Origin of the sequence: Pseudarthrobacter sp. CC4 (genome assembly GCF_048957775.1) — a bacterium.
In the GTDB taxonomy this organism is placed as follows: domain Bacteria; phylum Actinomycetota; class Actinomycetes; order Actinomycetales; family Micrococcaceae; genus Arthrobacter.
The window spans coordinates 1-8750 of the sequence record NZ_JARCCZ010000051.1 but is presented as its reverse complement, the minus strand read 5'-3'; the positions used below and the strand labels follow the sequence as shown (position 1 = coordinate 8750).

8 protein-coding genes and 3 pseudogenes are annotated in these 8750 nt (G+C 62.7%); 6 read left to right on the top strand and 5 right to left on the bottom strand.

Annotation, left to right across the window (positions count from 1 at the left end; all coding sequences use genetic code 11):
• Positions 1 to 333: 333 nt before the first annotated feature.
• Together PV768_RS21480 and PV768_RS21475 are read right to left on the bottom strand one after the other, a co-directional pair.
• A complete protein-coding gene (locus PV768_RS21480; protein ID WP_421094160.1) occupies positions 334 to 1110 on the bottom strand; it encodes a hypothetical protein in 777 nt (258 codons plus the stop codon).
• 297 nt (positions 1111 to 1407) lie between these two features.
• Positions 1408 to 1818 carry a DUF6855 family protein gene (locus tag PV768_RS21475; RefSeq protein WP_421094159.1) on the bottom strand — a complete coding sequence of 137 codons (411 nt, stop codon included), beginning with the start codon at positions 1816 to 1818 and terminating at the stop codon, positions 1408 to 1410.
• A gap of 499 nt (positions 1819 to 2317) precedes the next feature.
• Here PV768_RS21475 and PV768_RS21470 point away from each other — a divergent pair, with 499 nt between their 5' ends.
• Complete coding sequence (locus PV768_RS21470; RefSeq protein ID WP_421094158.1) at positions 2318 to 2509, top strand: hypothetical protein; 192 nt, start codon at positions 2318 to 2320, stop codon at positions 2507 to 2509.
• A gap of 39 nt (positions 2510 to 2548) precedes the next feature.
• On the opposite strand, the pseudogene PV768_RS21465 reads toward PV768_RS21470, so the two are convergent.
• Positions 2549 to 2742: pseudogene (locus PV768_RS21465) on the bottom strand (STAS/SEC14 domain-containing protein); the annotation flags it as partial.
• A 289-nt stretch (positions 2743 to 3031) separates the two neighbouring features.
• On the opposite strand from PV768_RS21465, the gene PV768_RS21460 reads away from it, so the two are divergent.
• From PV768_RS21460 to PV768_RS21445, 4 genes and pseudogenes are all read left to right on the top strand, one after another.
• The gene (locus PV768_RS21460; RefSeq protein ID WP_421094157.1) at positions 3032 to 3292 is read left to right on the top strand and encodes a hypothetical protein; all 261 of its coding nucleotides are present in this window, start codon (positions 3032 to 3034) and stop codon (positions 3290 to 3292) included.
• Between the two features lie 229 nt (positions 3293 to 3521).
• On the top strand, positions 3522 to 4580 hold the full coding sequence (locus tag PV768_RS21455) for a magnesium and cobalt transport protein CorA (protein ID WP_421094156.1): 1059 nt from the start codon (positions 3522 to 3524) through the stop codon (positions 4578 to 4580).
• Positions 4581 to 4852: 272 nt separating this feature from the next.
• Positions 4853 to 5959, top strand: a complete 1107-nt coding sequence (locus PV768_RS21450) for a magnesium and cobalt transport protein CorA (RefSeq protein ID WP_421094162.1) — start codon at positions 4853 to 4855, stop codon at positions 5957 to 5959.
• Between the two features lie 132 nt (positions 5960 to 6091).
• Positions 6092 to 6448, top strand: a pseudogene (locus PV768_RS21445) (recombinase family protein); the annotation flags it as partial.
• 836 nt (positions 6449 to 7284) lie between these two features.
• On the opposite strand, the gene PV768_RS21440 reads toward PV768_RS21445, so the two are convergent.
• Positions 7285 to 7800 carry a hypothetical protein gene (locus tag PV768_RS21440; protein WP_421094155.1) on the bottom strand — a complete coding sequence of 172 codons (516 nt, stop codon included), beginning with the start codon at positions 7798 to 7800 and terminating at the stop codon, positions 7285 to 7287.
• A 353-nt stretch (positions 7801 to 8153) separates the two neighbouring features.
• On the opposite strand from PV768_RS21440, the pseudogene PV768_RS21435 reads away from it, so the two are divergent.
• Positions 8154 to 8261 (top strand): annotated as a pseudogene (locus PV768_RS21435) (AAA family ATPase); the annotation flags it as partial.
• A gap of 89 nt (positions 8262 to 8350) precedes the next feature.
• On the opposite strand, the gene PV768_RS21430 reads toward PV768_RS21435, so the two are convergent.
• Positions 8351 to 8710, bottom strand: coding sequence for a GNAT family N-acetyltransferase (locus tag PV768_RS21430; RefSeq protein WP_421094161.1), 360 nt, complete (start codon positions 8708 to 8710; stop codon positions 8351 to 8353).
• Positions 8711 to 8750 lie beyond the last annotated feature (40 nt).

The following is an 8750-nucleotide window of genomic DNA, read 5'->3' as shown; positions in this document are numbered from 1 at the left end:
TGAGCGGCCCCCGGAACCACAATCCAGGAGCCGCTCACCTACGCGCTATTGACAACCAAACCTACATATCAGAGGGCGGAGAACGATGACTCCACCGCTGATTACAACCTCGCCGGTCCCCAACATGTTCAGATTCTAGATGCTGGATTAACGGTCAACCCGCTCCGGTGAACCTGTTGCCGAAGCATCGTTGGCAATTTCGACGTGAGCGTCAGGCCATCACAGAAACCTAGGGATTCGAGGCACCTCGGTTATAAGGAGATGGAGGGGTTTCAGAGAAGGAGCCGGCGCCCGCGGGCGGGATCGCTTATCGGATCAGCTGGACTTGTAGGACTAGAACACGATCGAGTCGAAGACGGCGCGTGCCTCTCTCATCAGTTCCGGATTGATTGATTCGTCGATACGGCCCACCGCGACGACAGCCCGCTTGCCGTTCAGGTCCACCACCCGGTAGGTTTCGCGTTCGCCCAGGGTCGAGTACCAGCGTGAGCAGGCTTGTGTATGTCTTGAGTAAATGCATAACTTGCCGCCGTCGCAGGCGTTCATGTCCACGTTGGCCTCGACGAAATGGTCGAACTCGAAGCCAGAGTAGTTGCCCACCGTGACCTTGACTGGAGGGGCGCTTGCCGTTGACGACTGCGCCGCCATCGCGTCGACGAAGGCCTCGGCCGACGGACCGTCATCGGCAAGGGCGCCTCTCCAGGTGCAGGCGTCCGTTGCCACATAGTTGACAGGCAAAAGAGTTATGTAGACGGCCCATTCAGCTGGGTGATCCGGGTCGTCCTTGCCCAGGCTTCCGCCGTCGAGAGCAAACCAGCCGTCTGGGACGGTGATCTCGAAAGGTTCCGTATGGCCGACGACGGGGACGAAGTATGCGCCGGCGTCGATGTCTCCACTCTCCGGCAGCGGCGGGAACGGGCGGGGGTCGTTTCCGTCCGGCAGTGGCGGGGCCGTGCGGGCCTCCATAGTTGGAGAACTGGTGGACGGGAGGGCGACGTTATCGGGCTCATACTGGCACCCGCAAAGACATCCAATCAGGGCGACAATCACCAAGGCCAAGAGATGGCGCAACCGCTGGCGGGCCTTTTCGAGCGGTGTCACAGAATTCATTGATCCACCAGCCACTACAGGGTGCTGTGAGCCCCCCCAGCCGGGTGGCCCCGCGGGCGGCCCGAGATGGGAGGCCGTCGCCTCAAGTCTCCTCCGGCACAGAACCCGTGACAATGAAGAACTGCCCGGAGATCAGTTTGGACTCATGCAATCCGCCGAAATGACGAAAGCGCGTCGCTGAAGCAGCGGCGAGGAAACGCCAAATTTGAGACAGCTTTTTACTGCGCGGTCTAACGAACCAGAGAGACTGGCCGTAGCCCACGTCTCGTCACCCTTTCTTTTTCAGGACACCGGTCTTCAGGTCCTGGGGAGGGCGCGGACTGTGTTGTTGCGTTTCTCGTGAGTGAGTTCTGCTAGTCCGAGCGCCTCCAGCAGTGGCGGTAGATACATCCCAAACCGGCCGCGGTAGCCTTTACGCAGCCCGTACCAGCCGCCGACCGGGTTTGCCGGGTCACGGCCCCAGGCCTCGACGCTGCCGTCCGGGGCTGGCTTGGATTCGTCGGCAGCCCCCAGAGGAACCCAGTCACCTTGCTCGGTCAGCCACGCATGAAGGTCCTCGATCGCCCTAAGGTGATACTTCAAGGTGGTCGCTCCGACCTGGCAGACAAGCGCCGGAGGTTCAGCATCGGGATCCCGGTACATCTGGTATTCAGATGACCCCGGGGCCGTTAGAAGCCTCCAAGGATCAGCCTTCGTCCCTTCCGACATGACAACCGCCCACCTTCCCGTTCAACAGTATGAAGACTCAGAGTAGCTGTCATCCACAATTGGCGTCACCGACGGTGGCAATGGAGTAGCAGGGCGGGCGGCGAGCCTCAGCAGGAGCCGGGGACGTCCCTAATTCGCGGTCGGGGATTGCGCGCGTGGTCAGGATGTAATTACCCGGTCAGGCAGGGGCGGAGGGTCGAGAGAATTTCTGGGGCGTCTGCGACCAGGGCATCGACTGTCGTTTCCAGATGGCCGAGGCGATTTTCAGGCTGAGGGCAGCGTCCATGGCTGCCTTCGGGTCCTCGTCCTGGACGGCGTTGATGATGCGGTGCTTCCTTCCGGGAGTACGTCGAAATAAGCGCTAATGAAGCGACGCGAGGGGCTTGTTGCCCATCGTGAAGGCGAGCATCTTGATGGCTTCTCCGGTGTGAGGGACGGCTAGGACATGCCGGTCCACGGCGGGGGTATTGTCTTCAGCCAAGCAGTCTCCCGGGGAGGGGTGGAAATACCGAAACTCACTACGCGCATCAAGTCCGCCATGGATGGATGGTTTGCCCTGGAGGTTCTTGAACTGCCGGACCTGGTCGTGCATACGAGATCATTTGAAGATATCCGCGAAACGGATCGTGCCGCGGCAGGGGCCTTGATGGGGCAGCCGCCCGGTGAGTTCGACGTCGACGTCGAACTGTAGTCGCCGTGGAAGAAACAGGTTAAGCGCCGATTGCTGGGCCTACCGGTCTGCATCCCTGACCAACCACGCCATGGCGTCTTTACGGGAAGTGAAGAACCGCGTGGGGCACGGGGAATGTGGACGTTGAGGAAGGAAGTGGCGAGGACTCGGTCCACGGGGCTCGCGCCAAGGAGTGCTATTCGGTTGGCGGCGCAGGGGATGGAGAACACCGACCGTGCTTCGCGGGCGACGTTTCTGTTCTCTTTTCAGCGGTTTTCGTACTCGGCACAGCCTCAAGTGTCGCGGCCATATCGGGCTCCTCCCCGCCAGGCTTACCGCCCGGCGTGTCGAGCCGGATACACCGTTATTTCCACAGTCCCGTCGTCGGGACTGGGACCACCGGTAAGGGTCCACCGGGGCCGACTGTGGCCGTCGTTGCGGGCTTCCATTGTGTCGTCAGTGCCCGATAAATTTGGCCTAGGTGCGCAGGTCCTGCCGGTTTCCGCCTGGACGCGTGCAGCAAGCCGAAAGGGTGGGTTGCCTGTGAAAGTTGCTATCGAATACTCGTTCCGTCTCCGGTACGAGAACAATCTCCACGAGGTCATCGTCCCCGCCAGGCGTCTTCTTGATGTCCCTTTGGATGTTGAGGCGGTCCGCCGTGTGGTGGATGAGGATGAGTCCTTGCTGGCGGAGCTTTTCCGGGATTTCCTGCCGCAGTATCAGTTGATGGTGAAGGATCCGGACTATTGGTCGAAGGAGCTGGAGCGGGATGAGGAGATGATCAGGCTGGTGGAAGTGGTTTGAGGAGGTGGCGCATCGTCGCGGGTGCCGCTGTCCGGGGAGGCCACGTGGTCCGTAGGTGTGCCGGCCCGGACGCCTGGGCGACGGGAGTGGTCGGTCGGTTTGGTTGCACCTGGGCCGATGAGCCTTCCCGGGAAGTGGGCCGCCCGCCAGGCCGGTTACAGTGGATTGACCGGCGCCTGAGCTCCGGGCACAGCTTCGGCTGGTCGCAGGAGCGAAGGGACAGACAGTCATGACCATGGTGGACAACGCCGTTTACGTCGACGGCCGCCGGACCGATAACCCGAAAAGCCTGGATGAAACGTATGAGGTGATGCGGGAACGCGGCGGGATGGCGTGGATCGGGCTGTACCGCCCTGGCGCGGAGGAGCTTCAGTCGGTGGCGGACGAGTTCAGCCTGCACGAGCTCGCCGTCGAGGATGCCCGCAACGGTCACCAGCGTGCCAAACTCGAACGCTACGGGGACACACTGTTCACCGTGCTGCGCCCCGCCCGGTATCTGGACGACGTCGAAAAGGTCGAGTTCGGTGAGCTGCACGTCTTCGTCGGTCCGGACTTCGTGGTCACGGTCCGGCATGCAGAGTCCCCGAACCTGGCCCGGGTCCGCCACCGGCTCGAGGGTAACCCGGAGCTGCTGGCCCTTGGCCCCCAGGCGGTGCTCTACGCGATCCTGGACGAAGTCGTGGACCAGTACGAGCCCGTCGTCGCCGGCCTGGAGAACGACATCGATGAGATCGAGGACGAGCTGTTCAGCGCCGGCCCGGACGTGGCGCGGCGCATCTATGAGCTCTCCAGGGAAGTCATCGAGTTCCAGCGCGCCACCCACCCGCTCAGGGCCATGCTGGAGGCGCTCGAACGCGGCGCGGAGAAATACCAGCTGGATCTGGAGCTGCGGCGCAGGCTGCGGGACGTCCACGACCACGTCATCCGGGTCGTGGAACGGGTGGATGCTTTCCGTGTGCTGCTCCATAGCGCACTGACGGTCCACGCAACCCTGGTGGCCCAGCAGCAGAACGAAGAGATGCAGCGCCTCTCTGAATCGAGCCTGGCACAGAACGAGGAGATGCGGATCCTCTCCGAATCGAGCCTGGCACAGAACGAGGAGGTCAAGAAGATCTCGTCCTGGGCGGCCATCCTCTTCGCCCCCACCCTTGTCGGAACCGTGTACGGGATGAATTTCGACCACATGCCCGAGCTGGCCTGGCCCCTGGGCTACCCTTTTGCGGTCGGCCTCATGCTCGCCATGGGCATCGTCCTGTACGTGTCCTTCAAGCACCGCAAATGGCTCTAACCACGACAACGCATCCGGTTTGTCCGGCCGCACGCGGCCGTGATCTAATGGGCAGGATTTTGCAGGGCAACACCAGGAAGGAGGACGTGTCCATGTACACCGAGCCTCCAAGTACCGGCGCCGGGGACATCTCCTCTCCCGCTTGAACCCCTCGTCCCGGGTTCCGTACGTCATCCACACGTCACTCCAGCGGGAGAAGCCGTCACGGCAATCTCACCCCTGCACTTCGTACGTCTGGATCACCATCATGAACCCTCGCCGCATGTCCGCGCCTGTACAAGCTCGCCAACCGCACCCGTCCCAGCGTTGCGGCCCCGGTCCCGGCATCGGCCGGGGCCGGTACCCCGCCCGCCGGCGGCCCCAGCCTGGTCGACAGCGGTATCTACCTGGACGGTAAGCGTGTCTCGTCCCCGACAACCCTGCCGGAGACCTTCCGGGAACTGAACCGCACTCCGGGCTCCATGGCCTGGATCGGGCTCGTCCGCCCGGAAGCCTCGGAGCTGCAGTCCCTCGCCGCCGAATTCGACCTGCACGAACTCGCCGTTGAGGACGCGGTCCTGGCCCACCAGCGCTCGAAGCTCGAACGCTACAGGGAGACCCTGTTCGTGGTCCTGCGGGCAGCCCGCTACCTGGATTCCCGGGAAGAGATCGAATTCAGCGAACTGCACGTCTTTGTCGGCCCGAACTTCATCATCACCGTCCGGCACGGCGGCTCCCCCGATCTGGCTCAGGTGCGCCGGCGCCTCGAACACGACGCGACCCTGCTCCGTCTTGGCCCCGAGGCCGTGCTCTACGCGATCCTGGACGCCGTCGTGGACGGCTACGCCCCGGTGGTTTCCGGGCTGGAGAACGATATCGACGAAATCGAGACCGAAGTATTCGGCGGCGACCCCGCAGTGTCCCGGCGCATCTACGAGCTCTCCCGGGAAGTCATCGAGTTCCAGCGCTCCACCCACCCGCTGACCGGCATCCTCGACGCCCTGGCCGGCGGCTTCACCAAGTACGGGATCGCCGAAGACCTCCAGCAGTACCTGCGCGACGTTGCCGACCACACCGTCCAGGCCAACGAACGCATCGCCGGCTTCCGGGTCATGCTCCGGGACATCCTCACCGTCAACGCCACCCTTGTCGCGCAAAGCCAGAACGAGGAGATGAAACACCTTGCCGAGGCCAGCAACGCTCAGAACGAGGAAGTGAAGAAGATCTCCGCCTGGGCCGCCATCCTTTTCGCCCCCACGCTCGTGGGCACCGTCTACGGGATGAACTTCGAGAACATGCCCGAACTCCACTGGGAGTACGGCTACCCTCTCTCGGTCGCTTTGATGGCCGGGGTCAGCATCGCCCTGTACCGGATCTTCAAAAAGCGCACCTGGATCTAGTACTACAGTCGCGATTATGTCCCCTGCTGTGTTGTTTTGTAGTAGTGCCGGCAGGCGTTGTGTTGGTGTTTTCGGCGCCCGTGTGAGCGGGCGAGGACGTGTGCCGACTCAGGGACGAAGGACCAGGCGAGGCGGGTGATGAGGTACCTCGATGATCTGCGTGCCCTGGTGCATGGGCTGACACGGCGAGGGGTGCGGGTGGAGTTCCTCAAGGAAGAGCTTCTCTTCACCGGGGAGGACTCCCCCATGGCGAACCTCATACTCTCGGTCATGGGAGCCTTCGCTGAAGTTTAACGGTCACTGATCACGGAACGCCAGCGCGACGGCATCGCCTTGGCCCAGCAGCGCGGCGTTTACATGGGACGGAAGAAGACCCTCACACCGGAGCGGGCAGCCGAGCTGGTCCGGCGGGCAGGCAGCGGAGTCCCGAAAGTTGTTTTGGCCCGGGATTTCGGGATCAGCAGGGAAACCGTCTACCAGTACCTCCGGCAAGCTGCTCCTGCGCAGGTCTCCTCCCCACCCCGAGAGCCGTTGCCGCGAGAGCCGTCTCCCAGTGATGACCGGCCATGGACATTCAGCAAACGTCAATGCCGGAACTCAGCGACCCGGCAGTTGGGTGGGTCGTGGGGTCCGCGAAAACAGCGAAGCATCGACGACACGCGAACACGTCGCTGCAACCACGCCGCCCGGCCCAATGCGGTCCGGGAAACTCGCATCTGAAGCAATCCACATCGGAATACACAGCACCATCGGCATCAAGCCTGACCGTCATGGCTCGATAGTAGACGGCCACGCCACGCAATGAACAGAGAGCTGGGGCACAGCAGTCGTAGCGAAGCATGCGGTACTTGTCGTGTGATTCGTCCCGGATTTGTCCTTCGCCGCTGCTGCTCTCATGGGAGCAGGAGGTGCATGGCAGTAGTTCCTGGGGCCGCGGAGGGCTATAGGCGCACCGGGATTCGATCAGGCTGGCCCAGACCCAGCTGGTCCGGGATCTAAGGGACATCCTTGGTGCGAAGCTGGTCGCGTACATCGGGTCTGTCGAGGAAACCCGTGTGGTCCCGCGGTGGGCAGAAGACGAGCTGAAACCTTCCGCCGAGGTGATGACTCGTTTGCGGCTTGCCTACCATTTGACGATGTCCCGCCGGCACGGCTGCTGCGGGATGGCGACGTGGACGATGCTGTACAACGGGTCCTGGCCGCGGCGCGCCTTTGCGGCCGCCGGCTAACCTATGGGCTCGAGGGCTGACGCATCACCCAACTGGTCGCCTCGGATCCGCCGATAGCCGCCTCTCCTGACCAACCCGGCGGTGCACGCACTCTGTCTACCGCCCGATCAAGGATCTGTCGTCCGGCGGCGGGACCGCGCCCGTGTCCGCGTCGATGCAGTAAATGGTTTCAAAGCTGCCGTTAAACCTGGTGATGTCCTCGAGCGTGATGTTGACGAACGCCGAGCGTTTCTTCAGGTGCCGGACCAGTTCGGTCTGTGGCCACATCAGCTGGTCGAAGTATGTTCCGAATGACCGTCCGGTGGCCCTGGTGTAGTCCGAGAGCGCCTGCCGGGCTGTGACCCTTCTGCCATACGGGAGTTCGATGTCAACGTCACCGAGTGGATCGATGCCCGGTCTGAGGTAGCTTCCGAAGACCCTGAGCGTGCCGATGAACAGGGGCTTGCCTGGATCGGCGTTGTAGGCGTGCGCCCGTTCCACCAACCCCGCCACCAGGCGGTCTGCGGTCTTCCTGCGGATCGGTTTCCCGAAGCCTGCCATCGCCAGGGCATTGCCCTGGATGGTCGAGTCCCACCAGACGTCGCCGTCAGCGTCGACACGGACTCTCTCCATGTAACCGGCGGATTCCAGCTCCGCGAGGACGGCATCGTGTTCGAAATCCAGTCCCGTCGAGCAGCTCCGCTATGGCCTCGGCGACCATCTCGCGGCCACTAAATTTGCGGCCAATCGGGCGGGCCAGCCCGGCCGGAAGCCCGGCGATGGTATCCCTTCTTGCAACCCTCATGCCAAAAGCGTAAGCACCAAAAGCGGAGGGCCCCGACCGGGAAGGCGGTCGGTGATGCCGCGAAGGCCGTTCGTCCCGTTCCCAGCCAACGTCAAGGTTCAGCGTGCAGGATGTGGGATGGAACTCCGGCCAACCGCTATTTGGCCGGAGTTTCGCCATTTCCGGTACGGAAAGAGGCTGAACTAAAACCTTCACCGGCCCACGCCCGTGCGCCGCGATCGTCGATCGCCTCACCTTCAACGGCACCATCAACGAAACCGGCACGGACTCCTGCCGGCCCGCCCTCACCATTGCCCAACAGGCCCAGCCCTCCAAGGCTATTCATGCCCGACGGAATTCAACGGAATTCATCAGGCCTCGGTCCCCGATGGGGAAAGGTCAACGGACACGAGCCATCATTCTTGATGGCTCAGCCAGTGCTGTGAAGCCATATTGGGCGTAAAGCCCGTGAGCATCTGCCGTTGAAAGCAGAATCCGCTTCAGGCCCAGAGGCTCCAGGTCCGCCATTACACCTGCGGCGAGCAACTTGCCGATGCCCTGACCGCGGGCTTCGGTCGTAACGAACACGTCGCAAAGCCAGGCAAACGTAACTCCGTCAGTCACGACGCGACCGTAAGCTACCTGCTCTCCAGTCTCGATGTCGTACACCCCGTAGTTCCGGGAGGCGTCAACAGCTGCATCTTGCGTTTTACGAAGCCGACTGTAAGCGGCCATGAAAAACTGCCCATAGGCGGCCACGTAATTGCCCACTGACGGCCAGTAGAACTGCCCAGCGGTG

Excerpts from the sequence above, each read along its gene's own strand:
- PV768_RS21480 (WP_421094160.1), bottom strand. The coding sequence starts at position 1,110 with ATGAATTCTGTGACACCGCTCGAAAAGGCCCGCCAGCGGTTGCGCCAT.
- PV768_RS21475 (WP_421094159.1), bottom strand. The coding sequence starts at position 1,818 with ATGTCGGAAGGGACGAAGGCTGATCCTTGGAGGCTTCTAACGGCCCCG.
- PV768_RS21440 (WP_421094155.1), bottom strand. The coding sequence starts at position 7,800 with ATGGAGAGAGTCCGTGTCGACGCTGACGGCGACGTCTGGTGGGACTCG.
- PV768_RS21455 (WP_421094156.1), top strand. The coding sequence starts at position 3,522 with ATGACCATGGTGGACAACGCCGTTTACGTCGACGGCCGCCGGACCGAT.